Source organism: Corynebacterium sp. MSK004 (genome assembly GCF_030232515.1).
Lineage (GTDB): Bacteria > Actinomycetota > Actinomycetes > Mycobacteriales > Mycobacteriaceae > Corynebacterium > Corynebacterium hesseae.
Genome location: NZ_JASPKB010000007.1, coordinates 18,735 through 36,670, shown reverse-complemented (window position 1 = coordinate 36,670; position 17,936 = coordinate 18,735). Strand labels below are relative to the sequence as shown.

General features: G+C 58.2%; 23 protein-coding genes and 2 tRNA genes. 16 read left to right on the top strand and 9 right to left on the bottom strand.

The features are described from left to right. Positions 1 to 126: 126 nt before the first annotated feature. The 11 genes from QP999_RS09215 (at position 127) to QP999_RS09165 (ending at position 5,847) form a co-directional block, all read left to right on the top strand. Positions 127 to 735: a hypothetical protein gene (locus QP999_RS09215; protein WP_284848135.1), complete on the top strand. Its 609-nt coding sequence runs from the start codon at positions 127 to 129 to the stop codon at positions 733 to 735. Positions 736 to 749: 14 nt separating this feature from the next. Continuing rightward, on the top strand, positions 750 to 1,148 hold the full coding sequence (locus QP999_RS09210) for a hypothetical protein (RefSeq protein WP_284848134.1): 399 nt from the start codon (positions 750 to 752) through the stop codon (positions 1,146 to 1,148). Further along, entirely contained in the window at positions 1,139 to 1,417 is a 279-nt protein-coding gene (locus QP999_RS09205) for a hypothetical protein (RefSeq protein ID WP_158396242.1), read from the top strand. Before QP999_RS09210 ends, QP999_RS09205 begins: the two co-directional genes overlap by 10 nt. Before the next feature lie 22 nt (positions 1,418 to 1,439). Next, positions 1,440 to 1,808: a hypothetical protein gene (locus tag QP999_RS09200; RefSeq protein WP_284848133.1), complete on the top strand. Its 369-nt coding sequence runs from the start codon at positions 1,440 to 1,442 to the stop codon at positions 1,806 to 1,808. A gap of 12 nt (positions 1,809 to 1,820) precedes the next feature. Further along, positions 1,821 to 2,468 carry a hypothetical protein gene (locus QP999_RS09195; RefSeq protein ID WP_284848132.1) on the top strand — a complete coding sequence of 216 codons (648 nt, stop codon included), beginning with the start codon at positions 1,821 to 1,823 and terminating at the stop codon, positions 2,466 to 2,468. A gap of 60 nt (positions 2,469 to 2,528) precedes the next feature. Further along, on the top strand, positions 2,529 to 3,401 hold the full coding sequence (locus QP999_RS09190) for a peptidoglycan recognition protein family protein (protein WP_284848131.1): 873 nt from the start codon (positions 2,529 to 2,531) through the stop codon (positions 3,399 to 3,401). After that, complete coding sequence (locus QP999_RS09185) at positions 3,402 to 3,767, top strand: hypothetical protein (protein ID WP_284848130.1); 366 nt, start codon at positions 3,402 to 3,404, stop codon at positions 3,765 to 3,767. Position 3,768: 1 nt separating this feature from the next. Continuing rightward, complete coding sequence (locus QP999_RS09180; RefSeq protein ID WP_284848129.1) at positions 3,769 to 4,176, top strand: hypothetical protein; 408 nt, start codon at positions 3,769 to 3,771, stop codon at positions 4,174 to 4,176. After that, complete coding sequence (locus QP999_RS09175) at positions 4,169 to 4,591, top strand: hypothetical protein (RefSeq protein ID WP_284848128.1); 423 nt, start codon at positions 4,169 to 4,171, stop codon at positions 4,589 to 4,591. Before QP999_RS09180 ends, QP999_RS09175 begins: the two co-directional genes overlap by 8 nt. A 332-nt stretch (positions 4,592 to 4,923) precedes the next feature. After that, positions 4,924 to 5,385, top strand: coding sequence for a hypothetical protein (locus QP999_RS09170; RefSeq protein ID WP_284848127.1), 462 nt, complete (start codon positions 4,924 to 4,926; stop codon positions 5,383 to 5,385). 15 nt (positions 5,386 to 5,400) lie between these two features. After that, the gene (locus QP999_RS09165; protein WP_284848126.1) at positions 5,401 to 5,847 is read left to right on the top strand and encodes a hypothetical protein; all 447 of its coding nucleotides are present in this window, start codon (positions 5,401 to 5,403) and stop codon (positions 5,845 to 5,847) included. A gap of 97 nt (positions 5,848 to 5,944) precedes the next feature. On the opposite strand, the gene QP999_RS09160 is transcribed toward QP999_RS09165, so the two are convergent. Further along, positions 5,945 to 6,019 (bottom strand) — tRNA-Gly (locus tag QP999_RS09160). 202 nt (positions 6,020 to 6,221) lie between these two features. Between QP999_RS09160 and QP999_RS09155 the strand changes: the two genes are divergently transcribed. The 3 genes from QP999_RS09155 to tig all read left to right on the top strand — a co-directional run bounded on the left by QP999_RS09155 (position 6,222) and on the right by tig (position 8,680). Then, positions 6,222 to 7,040, top strand: a complete 819-nt coding sequence (locus QP999_RS09155; protein ID WP_284848125.1) for a DUF1542 domain-containing protein — start codon at positions 6,222 to 6,224, stop codon at positions 7,038 to 7,040. Between the two features lie 137 nt (positions 7,041 to 7,177). After that, positions 7,178 to 7,251, top strand: a tRNA-Pro gene (locus tag QP999_RS09150). Between the two features lie 73 nt (positions 7,252 to 7,324). Next, positions 7,325 to 8,680, top strand: coding sequence for a trigger factor (tig, locus tag QP999_RS09145; RefSeq protein WP_070524649.1), 1,356 nt, complete (start codon positions 7,325 to 7,327; stop codon positions 8,678 to 8,680). A gap of 173 nt (positions 8,681 to 8,853) precedes the next feature. On the opposite strand, the gene QP999_RS09140 is transcribed toward tig, so the two are convergent. The 6 genes from QP999_RS09140 to QP999_RS09115 form a co-directional block, all read right to left on the bottom strand. After that, on the bottom strand, positions 8,854 to 9,435 hold the full coding sequence (locus QP999_RS09140) for an NADPH-dependent FMN reductase (RefSeq protein ID WP_284848124.1): 582 nt from the start codon (positions 9,433 to 9,435) through the stop codon (positions 8,854 to 8,856). A gap of 39 nt (positions 9,436 to 9,474) precedes the next feature. After that, a complete protein-coding gene (locus QP999_RS09135; protein WP_034655492.1) occupies positions 9,475 to 9,747 on the bottom strand; it encodes a hypothetical protein in 273 nt (90 codons plus the stop codon). Continuing rightward, positions 9,731 to 10,756, bottom strand: coding sequence for a class 1b ribonucleoside-diphosphate reductase subunit beta (gene nrdF, locus QP999_RS09130; protein WP_023020918.1), 1,026 nt, complete (start codon positions 10,754 to 10,756; stop codon positions 9,731 to 9,733). The genes QP999_RS09135 and nrdF overlap by 17 nt, the downstream gene beginning before the upstream one ends. 51 nt (positions 10,757 to 10,807) lie before the next feature. Further along, entirely contained in the window at positions 10,808 to 13,003 is a 2,196-nt protein-coding gene (gene nrdE, locus QP999_RS09125; RefSeq protein ID WP_284848123.1) for a class 1b ribonucleoside-diphosphate reductase subunit alpha, read from the bottom strand. A 50-nt stretch (positions 13,004 to 13,053) separates the two neighbouring features. Then, the gene (gene nrdI / locus QP999_RS09120; protein WP_005324049.1) at positions 13,054 to 13,521 is read right to left on the bottom strand and encodes a class Ib ribonucleoside-diphosphate reductase assembly flavoprotein NrdI; all 468 of its coding nucleotides are present in this window, start codon (positions 13,519 to 13,521) and stop codon (positions 13,054 to 13,056) included. Between the two features lie 115 nt (positions 13,522 to 13,636). Then, the gene (locus tag QP999_RS09115) at positions 13,637 to 14,317 is read right to left on the bottom strand and encodes a metal-dependent transcriptional regulator (protein WP_284848122.1); all 681 of its coding nucleotides are present in this window, start codon (positions 14,315 to 14,317) and stop codon (positions 13,637 to 13,639) included. Positions 14,318 to 14,455: 138 nt separating this feature from the next. On the opposite strand from QP999_RS09115, the gene QP999_RS09110 reads away from it, so the two are divergent. Both QP999_RS09110 and QP999_RS09105 read left to right on the top strand, forming a co-directional pair. After that, positions 14,456 to 15,055, top strand: a complete 600-nt coding sequence (locus QP999_RS09110) for an ATP-dependent Clp protease proteolytic subunit (RefSeq protein WP_010190917.1) — start codon at positions 14,456 to 14,458, stop codon at positions 15,053 to 15,055. Between the two features lie 21 nt (positions 15,056 to 15,076). Then, positions 15,077 to 15,700, top strand: coding sequence for an ATP-dependent Clp protease proteolytic subunit (locus tag QP999_RS09105; protein WP_070447792.1), 624 nt, complete (start codon positions 15,077 to 15,079; stop codon positions 15,698 to 15,700). Positions 15,701 to 15,753: 53 nt separating this feature from the next. Here QP999_RS09105 and fabG read toward each other — a convergent pair whose 3' ends face one another. Then, positions 15,754 to 16,524 carry a 3-oxoacyl-ACP reductase FabG gene (gene fabG, locus QP999_RS09100; RefSeq protein ID WP_070684265.1) on the bottom strand — a complete coding sequence of 257 codons (771 nt, stop codon included), beginning with the start codon at positions 16,522 to 16,524 and terminating at the stop codon, positions 15,754 to 15,756. Positions 16,525 to 16,565: 41 nt separating this feature from the next. After that, positions 16,566 to 17,870, bottom strand: coding sequence for an MFS transporter (locus tag QP999_RS09095; RefSeq protein ID WP_284848121.1), 1,305 nt, complete (start codon positions 17,868 to 17,870; stop codon positions 16,566 to 16,568). Between the last annotated feature and the right edge of the window lie 66 nt (positions 17,871 to 17,936).

Below are 17,936 nucleotides of genomic sequence, written 5' to 3'. Positions count from 1 at the left end.
CTGACCGCCTTAAAAATCGCCCTCAGAGTTCGGGTGAAAACCTGCCGTGAGCTGCGCGGATGACCGCGCCCCACCTTCCCCCATACTCCCCACTATGGACACAAAGGAGCTAGGGGAGGTGACGGTGTGCAGGAAGAATTTACAGCTAAACTCACCGGCCGATTCGTAGACGATGATGACGTTGTCCGCACGGGGCGGGCCATGCTGGAGCTGGACGGCTTCAATATGCTGCACCTGCCCATCCCGGATGGGTACAAGGAGCAGATAGACGGCCTTTTTAGCTCAGCTACTAACCAGGCCGAGGCGGCTAAGAAGTACGCTTCGGCAGCGGCCGTATCAGAGGGTAAGGCCGGGAAGTCTGCGAGTAGTGCGTCCTCGTCGGCGTCTGCCGCAGCGAAGTCGGCTACGAAGGCTGGGGCCGAGACGGTCAAGGCTCTGGAGCGGTGGAGGGACGACTTTACGGAGAACGGGATCCTCTGGGTGGGTGACCGGTTGGGTGTGTCGGGAAAGTTGAGCCCACCCTTGACCGGGCCGAAGGGCGAGCCGGGTGACGTGTCTACCGCGCAGATGGAAGCGGCTATAGCCGCCGCCATTGTCGCCCTGGCCCCCACCGGGCTGAAGCTCGTGCTCGCAGCACCAGACGACAAAACCGCAGAACAGGCCGACACCGCAATCAGAGCCAAGGGATATCAGGCTGTTGTGGTAGTACCAACCACCGGCAACTGGTGGGAATAACGAAGGAGAAACAAATGGCTTTGAAGCTTATACGGTCTGGCCCGGTGACACGGCGGGGTGTGGTGTCGCCCGGGTCGGGTTGGGTGAATGTGACGGGTGCCGACCCGAACAACAGTAGTAATCCGTATTGGTTTGGGTATTCCGGTTATTGTCTTATGACTGTGACGGCGTGGAATGTGGCGGGCCTGCGGGTGATTGAGTGGGGGAAGGATCGGTTTCTGGAATCTGGCTTGCCGGGTACTGCGCATTCGGTTTCGGGTGTGCTCGATTTAAGCCAGCGTTCCGCTGTGGTGCGTGTGCTGAACCCAACCGATAAAGCGGAAATCGTTATCAACTGGATTCCTCTCTCTCTCTCTCTCTCTCTTCGTAGAATCTGCCGCCGCGTGGCTAAGGCGGTGGCGAAATGGCGCTGAGGAAAATTGCCCCCGTTACAGAAACCGCCTCGGGTACGGGTTGGTCGGTGAAAAAGACCGGGAATGTGGTGGAACTACGAATCGATGGATTGGATGCGCAGCAGACCTTTCCCGCCCAGTACGCCCCTACAAGCATGACCTACGCGCCAGTGTCCGCTCAATCGACCACCACCTCCTACACACCCCGCGTAGGGATCAATCCAGGCGGAGTCCTTACCCCGCAGGGATACACCGGAAAAGGGTACGGAATTATCACCTACACCGTCTAACCCCCGTAGGGGGTGGGCGCTAATGGCACTGAAGCTCGTCAAACCAGGCCCCATTGTCAGGGAGTACGACAAGGCTGTTGGTGGTGTGACCTCGGCCGGTTGGCAGACCGTGACGTTTGAGGGGAATGTGTATCAGACTCTCCCTCCCGGGGTGTACACGGTGACGGTGACTGGTGTGGACTGCAACGCGATACGCCTGTACTACCGCAGGGCCGCTAGCCCCTCTGTCAACGCCTTCTTCTTGGAATCCGCGCCCGTGACGTCCCTGCAGGCCCCGACGCTGACCGCCACCCTCCGCATCAACACTGGCGATAGGTTCTTCATGCAGGTCAATGGGGAGAAACCAGAAACCACAATCCACTACTCCGCTACATACCTCAAACCACTCTAAAGGAGAAATACTATGACCATTCAAGACCTCAAGCAAACCATCACAGCACTCAACGAAGAAGACTTCTTCGACCTTTTCGGCTGGGTGTGCGGTGACGAATACGACCGCCGTAAGGCCGCCCCGGCTGTGGAGAAGGCCCGCGCTGAGGACGCTAAGGAACTCTGGGAAACCCACCCTGAGCTGAAGCCCCAGTTTGCTACCGAGGTAGAACCGGAAACCAGCATCGACCAGCTCGTTGCGAAGGTCGCCGCCTGGGCCAAGCCCACCAGCCGGGCCACCGCCTACCCGCCAGCAGCGCTCGTCTCCCACGACGGGAAGCTGTGGCGGAACCGCCGCCTTGGGCAGAATGCGAAAACGCCGGGCGAAATTTTCTCCGGCTGGCAGGATGTGACCCGTGATTTCCTGCGTGACGAGCCGATTAATACTGAGGGTGAGGATGCGCCTGGGTTGATTACGGAACCGGATACCCCAGCTGAGCCGGACACCCCAGACGAGCCGGTTGAGCCAGCCCCCACAGTCCCAGAATGGCGGGAAGGCGAACTCATCACCAAGGGAACCACACGCCTCTACAACGGTGCCTTGTACGTCTGCCAACGCCTCCACACCACACGCGACGACCGACGGCCGGACACCGCCACCGACTACTGGACAAAGCTCTAACCACACCCCCGCTGACCGCCGCCTTCGGGCGGCTTTTCTTATATCTAAAGGAGGGTAATCATGTCACGCGATTATTACACGCTACAGCCCGATAAAATATACCGGGTTGGCAAGCACTACACGCCGGGAAGAGCGGGCCAAAAAATCCAATTCATAACCCGGCACCACCTCATGTACATAGGTGAAGGCGAAGCCGTCGTTGACGGAATCTGGAACCATCGGCCCGCCTCCGCCCACCACGTCATCGGCCCCACCGGTAGGTGGGTGCAAACCGTCTACGACCGCGATACCGCGTGGGCTAACGCCTCCCAGTGGGCGAATCAGCGCACTATCGCCATTGAGCACTCCAACAACACCGGGCGTGCCCACGGCAGCGATTTTCACCCTGATTCGTGGAATATCAGCGAAGAAACAATCATTAGCGGCGCTCGTGTCGCCGCCGCATACTGCCTGTATTTCAACCTGGGCAGGCCCGTGTACGGAAAGAACATTCGAGACCACTTCGAGTTCACAGCAACGGGGTGCCCTGTGCATCTTTCTGGGCCTCGCACCGGTAACGGGTTCGGCGGTCGTGCTGGCAAGTATCACCAGCAGTGGATGGACGAGGCGCAGCGATTCTACGACGAACTAAAGGCCGGTAAGACTGTCCCGGCGAAGCCGGTTAAGAAGGAGAGCAAGGGAGCCACCATGAAGGCAGTAGACCAGGTAAACGCCCACACGCGGGCTTTCATCACGGGGTATCTGTCCCCGCAGATTGACGCCCTACAGGACGTCTGGACGCAGCTACGCGGCCCGAAGGGTAAGGGCTGGGAACAATTAGGGATCAATGACAAGGGCCAGAATCTCACCCTCGTTGATGCTGTGGCCGCGATTCGCCAGCAGCTCACACAGATTCAAGCGGACGTAAACGAATTGAAGCGGAGGAAGAAGTAAATGGGAAAGCACCACAAGAATCCAATTCTCACCACGGTGGGGGAGCAGGTTGCGGAGGCCGTTGCCGCTGAGCTGGTGGCTCAGCCGTGGTGGCTACGCTTCAAAGGCACCATCATGCTCGTCTTGCAGGCCCTAGCGTGGCTGGCGGGTATCCTGCCCGTCTATCTGGCTGACGCCCCGGCGTGGTTCATTGCCGTGACCGGTGGTATCGGCTTCGTCCTCACCACTCTTGTCAACCGCCTCACGATTGATGGTGTCACCCCGAGCATGGCGGGCCGCTTGGCAGAGCAAGCCCAAGCAGCGGAAGCTGAGTCCACGCCCGCAACCCTGCCGGTCTACACCGGGCCAACCACAGCAGGGGAGTGACATGATGACGCGCACGCTACGCCTCATCACCGCGCTGCTGGCCTTCCAACTTTTTGCTAGAGGCCTCGACTATGTGACCGGAAACCCCAGTCGGGGTACCGGGGTGTTTCAGGTCGAGTCCCTGAACCCGCCAATCGTATGGGGCGCGGTCTGTATCTTCGCCTCCCTCATGATTGCTATTGGCCTTGCAACGGGCCGGAACCGCATCACGCGTGACGGTGCGGTACTTACCTCAGCTATCTACCTGGTGTTCGCCTTCATGGTCGCAGGAGACATTAACCTCGACCCGCTGGATGACTGGAGGTTTTTCACCAGCTACCTGGCCCTGTGTGGCGTGTGGTCAACCGTCGCGTTTTCCCTGACGGTGCGCATGGCGGTGGTCGCCAACAGGAAGGAGAATGATGGGTGAGGAGCAAATACTGGACTACCTTGCCTCCACGAAATCACCATGGGGCTTCGCCCTAGCCCTCGTCCTCGTCCTCGCCATGGTGTCGGGCCTTTTCTCCAAGGCGGCTGCTGACTACGGTGGTATTTTCGGCACCGTATCCCGCGCCCTGGAGCGGCATAAGCGGGAAGCTATCGCCGCCGATGAGGCTAGTGATGCTCGGCGTCTTGACCGGCTAGAGGAGACGATTCAACGCCTGGACGGGGAGGTGGGGGAGCTTCGCGAGAAGGACAAGATCCACCATGAGTATCAGCTGTATGTGGCCGCATACTGGAGAAAGTTGCAATTTTGGGCGGTGGAGAAAGACATCACATTGCCGCCGCCACCGATGATGACGTACCCCGAGTGGAAAATATCGACCTACCCGGACACCGACTAGCCTTGTGAAAGCCTTTGAAGTTTGACCCTCACCCCACAGCGGGGTGGGGGTCCTTTTCTGCGTTTTAAGGCATTAAAAAATCCCCGCTGACGCGGGGAATAAGAGCAATCTGCATAACGCTTGAGCATCAGCAACGGCTCACCCCCGCTAATGCGGGGAACACCACTGAGCCTAAAGCATCTTCTTCCACTGCGCAACGGCAGACTGCTGACGCCCCGTCGCCTGTGCTACCCCCGTTTATTACCCCCGATATTAGTACGCATTGCATATTATTACGCGGTGCGTCATAATGGGTATGTAAGCAAGAAACGCCACAAACAAAGGAACCCACCATGGCACGCCAGATGCGCACCCGCGAAGTCCACTACACCACCAACGACTACCGCGTAGTCACCCAAACCGGATTCGTTAATGGTAAGCGCGTCTACGAAATCGCAGTGGTCAGCCGCAACACCGGACGTGAAGAATTCCGCAACGTTGAATCCGTCGAGAAAGCCATCACGCTCTGCGACAAGCGACAGGTCGAACTCGAAAAGCTGCGCGCCGAACTCGCCACCAAGCGCGAAACCGAAGCCAAGCAAGAAGTAAAAGAGACGGCAGAGCGCAACGAAGCTGAAGCACGCGGCCCACTTGCCACCGACCGTCAGGTTGACTACATCATGAGCCTTCTCTCCCAGCACGGTGGCCAGAACACAACCTGGTTCAGCCAAGGCCCGACCACCCTCGAAGAAGTTGCCCGCATGACCCGCCGTGACGCATCCACCTACATCTCCGCCCTCAAAGGCGACAACTAGAAAGGACCCCGAATCATGCAAATCATTAGCCCCGACACCCTCAACCACATCGGTATGAAAATCATCCTCATCGGCATGGCCACCAAGACCGTCAGAGCCGAGCGCACGACCGGGAACCGGGTTGCTCTCGAATCCGCCCGTAAGGGCTTGGCCGCGTCGGAAGATGACTACGAAAAGGCCATGGGAGAGCTTGCTCCTGACCAGCGCGCCTGGGTGGAAACCCTGTTTGCGAAGCCGCTTGAAATGGCGCGAGCCGGGAAAGATGGGTACAACGAAGCCGTGTACATGGCCCAAATCAAATGGGCAGATGACCAAATCCGCGAGCTAGAGACGATTACCGCAGAGCTGAAAGATGCTCGCTCTGAGTGGGTGCAGGATGCCATGTCATACGATGTGAGCGCCTACCAAGTAGCGAAAATGTGCGGGCGTACCCCATCGACGGTGCAGCGCTGGGTAAGGTGAGCGGCTAGCTACATTGTCAGCTACCACGGCTATTGGTACAGGCCGGTACAAAAATAGCCCCACTCCCTGTTTGTGCAGGTGGTGGGGCTATTTTGTGTGGAGGGAATGACGGGAATCGAACCCGCGTCTTCAGCTTGGAAGGCTGAGGTATTAGCCACTATACGACATTCCCACAACCGGCAATCTTCAACTTTCAAGGTCTTGACTTTGAAAGTCTCAACGTTGAAAGCCGTTGAATCGGCGTGCCGACTACTTTAGCGCACGCGGGCGCTGAAAGGAAAATGGGAACTAGAAAGGGGTAAAGGACGTTATTTTGGATAGGTACATAATCCCAACAACACACAATTCGACTCTTTAGTGAAAGTGGTGCTTTCGTGAGCTCGTTATTGCTCCTTATCCTCGTCGTCGGTGGCGGCGCTTGGTTCCTTTCTTCGCGCAACGGGAAGAAGCAGCAAGAGCTGCGAGAATCCCAGCGTTTTGAGGACGCGATGGCGGATGCGCGCCGCTGGACTGAGCGTTTGGGTGGCCAGGTGATGAACTTGAGCGGTACGGATACCGCCTCCCAGCAGGCTATGGCGGATGCCTCTGAGCGTTTTACCGCGGCCAATTCGGCGATTTCCCGCGCCACAACCGTCAAGCAAGCGCACCTAGCGCGCGAGTCCGCTCTGGAGGGGCTCTATTATGTGGCGGCCGCGCGCGAGATTATGGGCATGGATCCGGGTCCAGAGCTGCCGCCGCTGGAAGGCCAGCGCCAGGCCGGCAAGGTCACGGAGACCCGCACGGTAGAAGCAAACGGGGAGACGCTGACGGCGTCGCCAAGCGCATCGGCACAAACCCCGAACTACTACCCGGGTGGTGTCGTGGCAGGGCGCCCGGTCCCGGCCGGTTGGTACTCACGCCCGTGGTGGGCTGATGCGCTGACCACCGGTGTGTGGATGGTGGGCTACTCCATGATGTTCAATGCGATGTTCGCGGGTATGTCCGGCGTTGGCTACTCCGCCGCAGCCGCAGAAAACGGTGACTGGGGCGGAGACATGGGCGGCGCCGACGGCATGGACCCCGGTGCCATGGATGGTGCCGGAGACATGGGTGCTGGCGATGCCGGGGGAGGCGAGGAAGGCGGCTTCTTCGACGGCCTCTTTGGCGGCGACGGGGGCGATGGCGGAATGTTTGATTTCGACTTCGACTTCTAGCGCTAAAGCTGCCCCTGACGTGGGGAAACAAAGTTTAATTGGGGCCGGTGTTGGGATAGTCAAGCAGCTATCGGTACACTAGCCCCAGTATGAAGCGCAGCTGCGTGCGGAACTTCCGGGCGCAGAGGCTTTCCATACGGGGCGTGGCGCAGCTTGGTAGCGCACCTGCTTTGGGAGCAGGGGGTCGCAGGTTCAAATCCTGTCGCCCCGACGTATGGGGGCCTGGACACGCATCCAGGCCCCTTCATTACATTTTTAGACGATCACAATCAGGAGAGTTTCTCGTGAAGACCACCGTAGACAAGCTGAGCGATACCCGCGTCAAGCTCACCGTCAACGTTCCGTTCGCTGAGCTGGACAAGGAAATCGCTCAGGCCTACGCGGCGATCGCGCAGCAGGTTTCCATCCCGGGCTTCCGTAAGGGCAAGGCTCCGCGCCAGCTTATCGACGCCCGCTTTGGTCGTGGCCCCATCCTCGAGCAGGTAGTCAACGACATGCTGCCGTCCCGCTACGAGCAGGCCGTTACCGAAAACGATCTCAAGGTTATTGGTCAGCCGGAGATCGACATTGCCAAGCTGGAGGACAACGACTTCGTCGAGTTCACCGCTGAGGTAGATATCCGCCCCGAGTTCGAGGTGCCGGACTTCTCCAAGATTTCCGTTAAGGTGCCGGCGCTGGAGACCTCCGAGGAGGACGTCGACAAGGCGCTCGAGGACCTGGCTTCCCGCTTCGGTGAGCTCAAGGACACCAAGCGCAAGATGAAGACTGGTGACTACGCCATCATCGACATCACCACCGAGGTTGACGGCACCAAGCTGGATGAGGCTTCCCACGAGGGCATGACCTACCGCATCGGCGACGACAACCTGATCAAGGGCCTCGACACCGCTCTGCGCGGCATGAAGACCGACGAGGACAACGAGTTCACCACCACCATCCAGTCCGGTGAGCACGAGGGCGACGAGGCCACCGTGAAGGTCCACGTCCAGCAGACCAAGGAGCGCAAGCTGCCGGATCTCGACGACGAGTTCGCACAGATGGCCTCCGAGTTCGACACCATTGACGAGCTGCGCGAGGACACCAAGACCCGCGTCGAGGAGTCCAAGAAGTCCGAGCAGGCTGCCGCCATCCGCGATGAGGTCCTCAAGGCCGCGCTTGCCGACGTTGACTTTGAGCTCCCCGCCTCCGTGGTGGACGAGCAGGTCCACGCTCAGCTGCACCAGGTCATGGGTCAGCTGGCTCACGACGAGAAGGCACTGGCACAGCTGCTTGAGGCGCAGGGCACCACCCGCGAGGAGTTCGACGCTGACGCTCGCAAGTCCGCTGAGGAATCCGTGCGCACCCAGCTCTTCTTGGACGCACTCGCTGAGGTTGAGGAGCCGGAGGTGTCCCAGCAGGAGCTGACCGACCACATCCTGTTCACCGCCCAGTCCTACGGCATGGACCCGAACCAGTTCATCCAGCAGCTGCAGTCCAGCAACCAGCTGGGCAACCTGTTCTCTGACGTGCGCCGCGGCAAGGCCCTGGCTATGGCTATCTGCCGCGCCGAGGTCACCGACGAGGCTGGCAACAAGGTTGATGTTGACCAGTACTTCGGTGAGATCGATGAGGACGAGGCTGAGGCTTCCGAGGAGAAGTAATCTCCCGCTTGTAAAACGCCGCTGCCACATGTGTGGTGGCGAGCGCGCGTGAAACCCCGGATTCAGGTAACTCAAGGATGAGCCTGAATCCGGGGTTTGTGTCATTGTGAACGCCCTCTAGGAGTCTTTGAGTACTTCGTAGAGGGCGTGATGGGTGTTGGCTGGGGATACCGCTAGCCGTTCGTGGCTCTAAAGGCCTTGTCGGTTAGCTGCAGGAAGCGCATAACGTAATCCTTGACAAAGTCTGCGGTGCGTTGATTGAGATGTCCGGACTCTTCGAAAAGGGTGGGGGATTGGCCCAGAAATACTTCGGGCTGACCAGGGAGCGGCATATCGAAGTAGGACAGGGCGAGGCGAAGGTTCTTCTGTGAACTGTAGCCGCCCATGCGGCCTACAGAGTGGCTAATGATACCTGCGGGAAGGTTCTTCCACGCCACATCTGAGTTGGGCTTAGAGCCGATGTCCACTGCGTTCTTGAGGCAGGCAGGGATAGTGCGGTTGTTCTCTGGCGTAATGAAGAGGATCCCGCTCGAGTTCTTGATGGTCTCGCGAAAGGTGGTGTACTCAGCCGGAGTGGGCTTGTCCGTGACGGCGGGGTCATCGTAGTCGAAGTCATAGAGCGGCAAGTCACGGATTTCCACGATGTTTGCCTCGTAGTCTTCAGGGATCATCGTGAGCACCTCGTGTGCAATCTTGCGTGCAAATGACTCTCGGCGCAGGCTGCCGACGATAACGCTGATACGTGGGGTGGTCATGGTAAACCTTCTTTCTTAGTTGGGTGTAGGGAGACGTGGTCAAGGGAGAAAAGGCTTGCAGCCAAAGGCCGGTGGTGGGCCGGCAGCGTGGGCGGCGGTGAGGAAGCCATCTACTTTGTCTCCTTCTTCATGGCGGAAGTACAGTTCGATGAGCCCTAGAAGACCCCCGAGGACGGCCTCTCGTGCGGCGGATGTATTCAAAAGCCGCATGGCTGCGGGTTGGTTTCCTTCGCGGATGGCTTCAAACAGCGCGATGGTCTCAAGCCAGCTTCCTTGGTCCGGTCGCGGAAAAGGTTTAGAAATCCCAGTCATCATCACTCGTTTCTTCAGCAGTACCAATGACATAGGAGGAACCAGATCCAGAGAAGAAGTCATGGTTCTCATCTGCTCCGGGGGCTAGGGCGGCGAGGATTTCTGGGTTCACTTCCGTTTCTTCGGGCGGGAAATAATCCGGGTAGCCCAAATTCATGAGTGCCTTGTTGGCGTTATAGCGAACGAACACGGCTACGTCATCCATGAGTCCCAAAGGCTCATATAGCTCGCCGGAATAGTCCAGCTCTAGTGCATAAAGCTCTTCGAGCAAAGAAATGGTGAAATCATGCATTTCCTTCTGCCGTAGCGGGGTCGTGGATTCCAGACCGCGCTGATACTTGTAACCCGAGTAGTAGCCGTGCACTGCCTTGTCACGCAGAATGAGGCGAATCATGTCTGCCGTATTTGTCAGGGTGGCGTGGACAGAAAAGTGCAAGGGAAGATAGAAACCCGCGTAGAGAAGCAGCGAGGAAAGCAGCGTCGATGACACCTTGCGTTTGAGTGGATCCGGCCCAAAATAGTGCGCGAGCACTTTCTTGGCGCGTGCCTGGAGAAGGTCATTATTCACCGCCCAGCGGTATGCTTCATCAATTTCCTTTGTACTGCTCAGGGTAGAAAACACTGAAGAGTAAGAACGGGCATGGACTGACTGCATGAAGGCGATGTTGGTATACACGGCCTCCTCGTGTTCGGTGCGGGCATCTTGAATCTGACAGATTTCTCCCACAGTGGCCTGGACAGTATCCAGGGTGGTGAGTCCCGTGAACACCCGCATGGTGAGGTTGCGTTCCTCGGGCGTCATCTTCTGCCACGCCGGGAGATCATTAGAAAGCGGGACCTTCTCTGGCAACCAAAAATTGGCGGTGAGACGGTTCCACACTTCAAGATCCTTGTCATCGCTCACCCGGTTCCAATTGATGGCGCGGATGCGGGCTGAAGGATCATGCCGGTAGCTCGGCGGGGTAACTGAAATGCTGGTTAGTTCAGCACTGTTCGATGTTGAAGACATAGCTTCCTTCTTTCTGAGTGAATGGTTGTAGACAAGGGGAGGACCGTGCTCCTACAAAGCACAGGAGACGCAGCCTTCGACCTCGGTTCCTTGGAGCGCGGATTGGCGTAAACGGATGTAGTAGAGGGTCTTGATTCCGGCTTTCCAGGCATAGATTTGTGCCTTGTTGATGTCTCGCGTGGTCGTATCAGCGGTAAAGAACAAGGTCAGGGAAAGTCCTTGGTCCACGTGTTGGGTGGCCATGGCGTAGGTGTCGATGATTTTTTTGTATCCCACGGCGTAGGAGTCATCGAAATACTCCAGGTTGTCGTTGGTCATTTCCGGCGCGGGGTAGTACACGCGCCCCAAGCGGCCTTCCTTGCGTATTTCAATTTTGGAGGCAATCGGGTGGATGGACGCGGTGGAGTCATTGATGTAGGAAATTGATCCAGTGGGTGGAACTGCCTGCAAGTAGGCGTTGTAGATGCCGTCTTGCATCACTTGTTTCTTGAGCCGTAGCCAATCCTCGCGTTGAGGAATCTGCACGCCTGCTTCATGGAAGAGCTGTTTTACGTGTTCAGTGGCTGGCGCCCAGTCTTGGTCGATGTATTTGTCAAAGTAGGCGCCAGTGGCATAGGTGGATTCTTCGAAGCCTGTGAATCGTTGACCTTTTTCAACCGCGAGTGCATGGGATGCGCGGAGCGCATGGTAGGTCACCGTGAGGAAATAGATATTTGTAAAGTCCAGTGCCTCGGCGCAGCCATAAGGAATACGCTGTGAAGCAAGGAAGCCGTGGAGATTCATTTGGCCCAGACCAATGGCATGCATGGAAGCATTTCCGTGAGCGATGGAAGGAACAGCTTCGATATTCGTCAGGTCTGAAACCTTCGTGAGGGCACGCACCGCGGTTTCGACGGTCTCCCCGAAGTTCGGTGATTCAAAAGCCTTCGCTATGTTGAGGGAACCTAGATTGCAGGAAATATCCTGGCCGACGGTGGTGTAGTCACCCGAAGCTCCGTAGGTCGAGGGCGTGTTGACCTGGAGGATTTCACTACACAGATTGGACATATTGATATGTCCTTTGAGGGGATTAGCGCGGTTGACCGTATCCTCAAAGAGGATGTAGGGGTATCCGGATTCAAACTGAAGCTCAGCCAGCGTGGTGAAAAACTCGCGGGCTTTAATGGTCGTGTGAGAAATTCGCGGATTGGCAACCAACTCGTCGTAGTACTCGGTGATGGACATGTCAGACATGGCTACGCCGTACTCGCGAGCGATGTCATACGGGCTAAAAAGATGCATATCCTTGTTCTCTTTGGCCAGCCGGAAGGTTATATCTGGAATAACAACCCCCAGCGAAAGAGTCTTGATGCGGACTTTCTCATCGGCATTTTCCCGCTTGGTATCCAGGAAGCGAAGAATATCTGGATGGTGCGCATGCAGGTAGACGGCTCCAGCGCCCTGCCGGGCGCCCAATTGGTTGGCATAGCTGAAGCTATCTTCGAGAATCTTCATGACTGGGACTACGCCGGAAGCCTGGTTCTCTATCTTTTTGATCGGGGCTCCGGATTCGCGCAGATTGCTCAGCAACAAGGCCACTCCACCACCGCGCTTTGATAGTTGCAGTGCAGAGTTCACGCTGCGGCCAATGCTCTCCAAATTGTCTTCGATTCGCAGGAGGAAGCAGGAGACCATTTCGCCGCGCTGGGCTTTGCCTGCGTTGAGAAAAGTAGGGGTGGCGGGCTGGAATCGTCCGGTCATGATGTCATCCACCAGCTTTTCTGCGAGCTCTTCGTCGCCCTGTGCAAGGTATAAAGCTGTGGTGGCGACGCGTTCTTCGTAGCCTTCTAGGAATCGGGAGCCATCAAAGGTTTTCAGTGCATATGAAGTAAAGAATTTAAATGCGCCGAGGAAGGTGCGGAATTGGTGCTTAGCTCGATGAGCTCTGTCATACATGGCGCACAGAAAGGCGTCATCATAAAGCTCAAGGAAATCCCGCTCGTAGTACTCGTTATCAACCAACCATTCCAAGCGTTGCTTGGTGGAATCGAACTGATGCATGCGGGGAGCGACATGGTGCGTGACATAGTCTTGTGCTGCCTGAATGTCCTTGTCAAACTGGATTTTTCCAGAAGCGTCGAACAAGTTCAGCTGCGCGTTGAGTGCGTGGTAGCTCTTGCGCTTGCCGACACCGCCGGCATTGTCTGCTGAAGCGGTGCGGGGCGTAGCGCCATTAGTCTGTGTGGGGGTGGCATCGAGAGGCCACATTGTGTTTTCCAATCTGTGTGATGCGGATGTGTTCTTCATCTTGTGGGGGATTAATGGGGTGTCATCGTTAGCTGCTTTTGCTGCTCCCAAAACTTCTGAAGGCCCTGCTTTACGGCGGCAATGTCTTTCTGGGTGCCGAGAAGTTCGAAGTGATACAGCTCCGGTACGTGGCACTTGGCGGAAATGATGCGTCCGGCGACGCAGTAAGCACTTCCGAAGTTGGTATTCCCTGAGGTAATAACGCCCCGGATAAAGGAGCGGTTGATTGGGTCATTGAGGAAGTCGATGACCTGTTTGGGGACTGCGCGTTTGAGCGAGCCGCCGCCGTAGGTGGGAACGATGAGTACGTACGGGTGTGATACCTGGATCATCCCGGTTTTCTTGGGGCGCAGTGGAATGCGCACCGCGGGTCTATCTAAGCGTTCGACGAATCTTTTTGTGTTTTCTGAAACGCTAGAAAAATACACCAAATCTGGTGAGTCTGACATAGCAATCCTGCTCATCCTGGCCTTAGCCATAAGTGGGATAGGTGATATTCGAAAAGACTAACTACGCAATGTCGTAGTTGCAACTACGGCCTAACGTAGTTTTGAAAAGGGCAGGTGAGAGCAGGATTAATGCAAAGGGGAAGGTCTAACGGCTGTGGTGTGCTACAAACACTGCGTCGGTAGCTGGGCGTCCAAGCACTACCCACTGAGTGCTGTCGGCCACCTGTATTTCGAGAGAATCTGAAAAGGGCGCTCCCTCGCGCGTGCTAAGAACAGCCCCTGTGACAATGCCGCGCTCTTCAAGGAACTTCAGCAGTTGTGGGTCGGAATCAGAAATGCGTTCCACGGTCACTTGCGGTTGTGCACCGCTGTCGGTGAGACGGTGCGCATTGGGGATTGTGATCTGTCCATCAACCGTAGGGATAGGATCGCCGTGCGGATCCCTAGCGGGGTAATCAAGGAACTTATCTACACGTTCTATGAGCATGTCGGACACCGCGTGTTCGAGATTTTCGGCTTCATTATGGACTTCGTCCCACGTGTAGTCCAACGCTTGAACCAAAAAAGACTCAAGCAATCGGTGGCGGCGCACCATGACCAATGCGTACTGCCTGCCAAGTTCGGTTAACTCCACAGAGCCATAGGGCGTGTGTGACACGAGTCCTTGCTTCGACATTTTGCGCACTGCATCGGAAACCGAGGAGAGCTTGAGTCCCAGCTGTGCCGCAATAAGTGTGGCGGTAACGGGCTCGGATGACCATTCCTTTAGCCCCCAGATAGCTTTCAAATAGTTCTGGGTACTGGTGGACAGCTCGGAAACAGACATGAGTAAATGTTAACCCAGCTTCCGTATGCGCCTTTGGCGCTGCGCCCCAACGCTCATAGCGAACAGAGGCCAAGTTTGAGAGGAATGCCGGTAAGGTGGGGCCAGTTAAAGCATTCTTCACTTGAAGGAGAACCACTAATGTCTGAGAAGATTTCAATGAACTCGTCGTCTACGGGTATGAATCTGAGCGATAGCGTCTATGAGCGCCTACTTCGTGAGCGCATCATCTTCCTGGGCACCCAGGTGGATGATGAGATTGCCAACAAGCTGTGTGCCCAGATCCTCCTGCTGTCCGCAGAGGACCCCACGCGCGACATTTCGCTCTACATCAACTCCCCGGGTGGCTCCGTCACCGCGGGCATGGCTATCTACGACACGATGAAGTACTCGCCGTGCGATGTGGCCACATACGGCATGGGCCTGGCTGCCTCGATGGGCCAGTTCCTCCTCTCTGGTGGCACCAAGGGCAAGCGCTACGCCCTGCCGCACGCACGCATCATGATGCACCAGCCTTCCGCTGGCGTGGGCGGTACCGCCGCAGACATCGCCATCCAGGCCGAGCAGTTCGCGCAGACCAAGCGTGAGATGGCTGAGCTGATTGCTGAGCACACTGGCCAGACCTTCGAGCAAATCACCAAGGATTCGGACCGCGACCGCTGGTTCACCGCCCAGCAGGCCAAGGAATACGGCATCGTCGACCACGTCATTGAGTCCGTTAACGGTCCTATCACCAACTAGGGAACAAGGAGCTTTATCACCATGTCTAACCTTCAGATGCCTTCTTCCCGCTACGTTCTGCCGGAGTTCATTGAGCAGAACGCACAGGGATCCAAGACCACCAACCCGTATTCCAAGCTCTTCGAAGAGCGCATCATCTTCCTGGGCACCCAGGTCGATGACACCTCCGCCAACGACATCATGGCGCAGCTGCTGGTCCTGGAGTCCCAGGATCCGGACCGCGACATCACGATGTATATCAACTCCCCGGGTGGCTCCTTCACCGCGCTGATGGCCATCTACGACACCATGCGCTATGTGCGTCCGGACGTGCAGACCGTCTGCCTGGGCCAGGCTGCTTCCGCTGCGGCTGTTCTGCTGGCCGCCGGTGCCCCGGGCAAGCGCGCCGCTCTGCCGAACTCTCGCGTGCTGATTCACCAGCCGCGTACGCAGGGCACGCAGGGCCAGGTCTCTGACCTTGAGATCGAGGCCAACGAGATCGAGCGCATGCGCCGCCTCATGGAGGAGACCTTGGCCGAGCACACCGGCCGCACCGCAGAGCAGGTGCGCATCGATACCGACCGCGACAAGATCCTTACCGCGCAGGAAGCCGTCGAATACGGTCTCATCGATACCGTCTTTGATTACCGCAAGCTCAACGCTTAACTGAGCAGAATTAAAGCCCCGCTATCCGAAAGGAAGCGGGGCTTTAGTCGCGCTTAGGCCTCGTAGGGCGGCAGGATGGCTTCGGGGGACTCGGGAAGGATCTGGCCGCCGTCAATGATGAGGGTCTGTCCCGTGATGTAGCCTGCCTCGCGGGAAGCGAGGAAGGCCGCCGCGTTGCCGATATCGCGCGGGGAACCTAAGCGGTGCATGGGGACGGAGCGCGCCATCTGGTCGAGGTACTCCTGGCCCTGGCCTTCAAGGCCTTCGGTGAGGATATTGCCTGGCAGCACTCCATTGATGGTGATGCCATCGCGCGCCACCTCCAGTGCCGCAGAACGCATGAAGCCCTGCTGCGCGGCCTTCGAAGCGCCGTAGTGCGCCCAGCCTGGGTAACCGGTGTGCGAGCCGGTGATAGACGTCGTGATGACGATGCGCCCGTAGCCCGCCTTCTTCATGTAAGGCAGCGCTTCCTGCACCACGGTGAACGTACCGTGCGTGTTGATGGCGAACATGGCGTCCCACTGCTCGTCGCTCATGTCCTCGAGCGGGCAGTTAGGGAAGACGCCGGCGTTGGAACAGACAATGTCGATGCGGCCATAGCGCTTGACGACGTCCCCATAAAGGGTGCGGACGGAGTCGCGCGAGGTGACGTCGACAAGCAGGGCGTCCGCGCCGAGTTCTTCGGCGGTTTTGTGTGCGGCCTCCTCGTTGAGGTCAGCGATGACGACGGTTGCGCCGGCCTCGCGCAGGGCGCTGACGATACCGCGGCCGATGCCGGCGGCACCTCCTGTGACGATGGCAACCTGGTCCTGAAGATCGAACATGTGAAGCTCCTTTGCGGTTGAGGGTGGCTCTGAGCCCCAGCCTAGGCCGCTACCGGTTGTGGCGTGCTGTGCTTCGTGGTCGCCGTGTAGGCGCGCACGCCGATGAGGGAGAGCGCGGCCAGCACCGCGGTAACACCAGCGAGGGGGTAGAGGCCCGTCGGGGTCCAGCCTGTTTCGAGGAGGTAGCCGGCCAGGATGGGCGCGAGGGTGGCGCCGACGCGAGCAATGCCGATGGCGGCGCCCGTGCCCGTGGTGCGCAGTGCGGAAGGATAGGCCTCCGGGGTGACGGTATAGAGGCCGGAAATACAGGCGTTGAGGCTAAGGCCTACGCCGACACCGAGGGCGAACATGAGGGTGGGCACGGCGGTGGAGTTGATGAAGCCGACGAGGACGACGGAGGAGACAAGACAGAAGGCGATGAGCAGCGGGCGGGCGTCGATGCGCGTGGTGAATAGGCCGAAGAGGATGGCGCCGATAGCCCCGCCGAAGGAGAGCATGATGCCGCCGATGATGCCTTGTTGAGCAGTCAGGCCCTCGGCGGTAAGTAGCTTCGGGGTCCACTGTGAGGTGAAGTTGTAGGCAAACATGATGAAGCTGAATGCCAGCCATAGCTTGATGGAGGTGCGCAGGAACTGTGGGGAGATGAGGTCCTTGTAGGACGCCGTGTGGGTGGTGCGGGGGCGGACGCTGACCTCGCCCTTGAGGCCGAGCTTGGAGGTGATGGTGCGCACGGCGTCCATGCGCCCGCGGGCGGCGAGGAAGTCGGCGGACTCGGGGACGACAGCAACCGTGAGAGCGAGGGCCACGACGGTGAGCGTTGCGCCGACCCAGAAGATGGGTTGCCAGCTATCGAAGGTTGATGCGATAACACCGCAGAAGGAGGCGCCAAGGCCGTAGCCGGAGGCATAAATGGCGACGGCCAGTCCGCGGAAGCGCAGGTTGGAATACTCGCTGACGAGGACGGTGACGCAGACGAGGACGCCGCCGACGCCAATGCCGGTGATGAGGCGGAAGATGAGGAGAAGGCTGAACGTTGGCGCGAGGGCGGTGAGAACGAGGCCGACGAGGTCGATGATGAGTGAGACGGTAATCAGCGTGGTGCGCCCGAGGCGGTCAGCTAGCGGCGCGAGGAAGAAGGAGCCGAGGCCGATACCGATGAGCGCGGCGGAGAGGAGCCAGCCTAGGGAGGAATCGGACAAGGCGAACTCTTCGCTGACAGGTCCGGCGCCGAAGGCCATGGCCACCATGTCGTAGCCGTCGAGAGCGTTGAGGAAGAGGAGGATGGCGATGATGAGCCACTGGCGCGCGCCCATGGGGGAGCGGTCGATGAGTTCGCGGATATCCATGAAAGTCTTTCTGCTGATGGAGAGGTTTCGATGTAAGTTAGTGAACCGCTCTGTCTATGTCCATTA